Source organism: Roseateles aquae (genome assembly GCF_032337115.1).
Classification (GTDB): domain Bacteria; phylum Pseudomonadota; class Gammaproteobacteria; order Burkholderiales; family Burkholderiaceae_C; genus Roseateles_C; species Roseateles_C aquae.
On sequence record NZ_JAVXZY010000036.1, the window covers coordinates 1 to 1,552 of the forward strand.

Here is a 1,552-nt window from a genome sequence, read left to right on the forward strand (position 1 = left end):
CCCACCAAGGCCCAAAGTTCGCGCCACAATCGCACGCAATGAAAACTCTGCTGAACCAGAGCCCATCCTGCTCGTCAGATGCCTTGACGCGTCGGGGTGGGGTTATTGGACAGCTTCGTTAGGCCGCATCAATGAGGAAGATCGTTCTTGGCTCCGAATGCGACGATGCGCTCTTTGCAAAACTATGCGCAGTCATCGAGTCACTTGGCGGTTCTGTTGCGGATGCAGAATGGGTTCTTGGCGGCTCACAGGAACTGACTAGATTTGCAATCAAGTTGCCGAATGGAACTCTGGAGGCTATTTCAGAGACCTACATCGGCCTTCTGCTTCGAGGCGAAGACGATCTTGTTCTTGCCGTGTCAAGTCTTGTTCGTACATAGCAATACATGAACCAAGTGTCGCAATCAGCGCTGCAGCGGCCTAACCTCGCGCTCGAGCTGACTCGCAACGGCTGGCCACTTCAGGCCCTCATTTCAATCTGGGCCTTGCGTGCCCAGCCGCTGCTCGCAGCTCAGCTCTAACGTTAGAGCGCACCAAATGCCGTCCATCGCGACAGTCTCTTCCCTGCAGGACGCACTGCGCCAGTTGCCGCGGGGATCACTGGTTGGGTTAGACGGTTTTATGAGCTCGGGGAAGACTCATCTTGCGACCGCGCTCGCGGAATCACTTGGTGGAATGGCCATACACACCGACGACCTCGTAGAGGATGGGGATGAGTCGCTGCCCTATTTGGGCCGGCTCGACTTGGCCAAGCTCAAGGCTATTCTTTCCGGCCCTGCCGCCGACGCAGTGTTGATCCTCGTGGAGGGCATATGCCTTCGCGAGACGCTAGGGAGTTTGGGGATCGATCCGGCTGCTTTCGTATATGTAAAGCGCATCGCACAGAATGGCCTCTGGCACGATGGATTGCACCTCGAAGACTTTGAAAATGGTGAACTGTCACCCGCCGGCGAGCCCGAGCGCAGCCGATTCGTTGCGCAGCGCATCAATCAAGCCATCAGTGCGCGAAGTAGGGGCCTGCCGTGAGTGCGGAATCGCCAATGCGCTCTAACCTGCCGCTCAACCGGACCCGCAACGGCATGCCGCCTTCGGGCCTCATTTCATTCTGGCCCTTCGGCGTCCTGCCGTCGCTGGCCGGTTAGCTTCAACGTTAGGTTCCATGGAAACGGTGTTCCTTCTCCAGCACGTGCACGTTCTATCTGTTGACAATGACGACGTGAAAACGATAACCACCCGCTCAACCGGACCTGCAACGGCATGCCACGGCTGGCCGTCATTTCATTCTCGGCCAGCCGCGTCACGCCGCTGCAGGCCGGTTAGCTATAACGTTGGGCCTCTTGCCGGTGAGGTTGGAGCGCTGCGAAGAATCTGGTGGCGCTTTGCGTTTGGCGTTGCAGCTGTGCGATTCGGAGCGCTCTGGCCAGGTTGAAGCAGTTCGGGTTGGTGGTCCGCGGGAGCGTTTGGGTTTGGAGCGTTGAGCTGCACTGGTGGCATTCACCGAGTGCCACTGCTGGAGCGCAAAGGCAGAATCGAGCCATGCAAAGAGCAATGT

2 protein-coding genes are annotated in these 1,552 nt (G+C 58.0%); both read left to right on the top strand.

Features of this window, described 5'->3' with window-relative positions; genetic code table 11:
* Positions 1-131 precede the first annotated feature (131 nt).
* The gene (locus RQP53_RS24635; protein ID WP_315653383.1) at positions 132-380 is read left to right on the top strand and encodes a hypothetical protein; all 249 of its coding nucleotides are present in this window, start codon (positions 132-134) and stop codon (positions 378-380) included.
* 157 nt (positions 381-537) lie between these two features.
* A complete protein-coding gene (locus RQP53_RS24640) occupies positions 538-1,026 on the top strand; it encodes a hypothetical protein (protein WP_315653384.1) in 489 nt (162 codons plus the stop codon).
* Positions 1,027-1,552 lie beyond the last annotated feature (526 nt).

Excerpts from the sequence above, each read along its gene's own strand:
- RQP53_RS24640 (WP_315653384.1), top strand. The coding sequence starts at position 538 with ATGCCGTCCATCGCGACAGTCTCTTCCCTGCAGGACGCACTGCGCCAG.
- RQP53_RS24635 (WP_315653383.1), top strand. The coding sequence starts at position 132 with ATGAGGAAGATCGTTCTTGGCTCCGAATGCGACGATGCGCTCTTTGCA.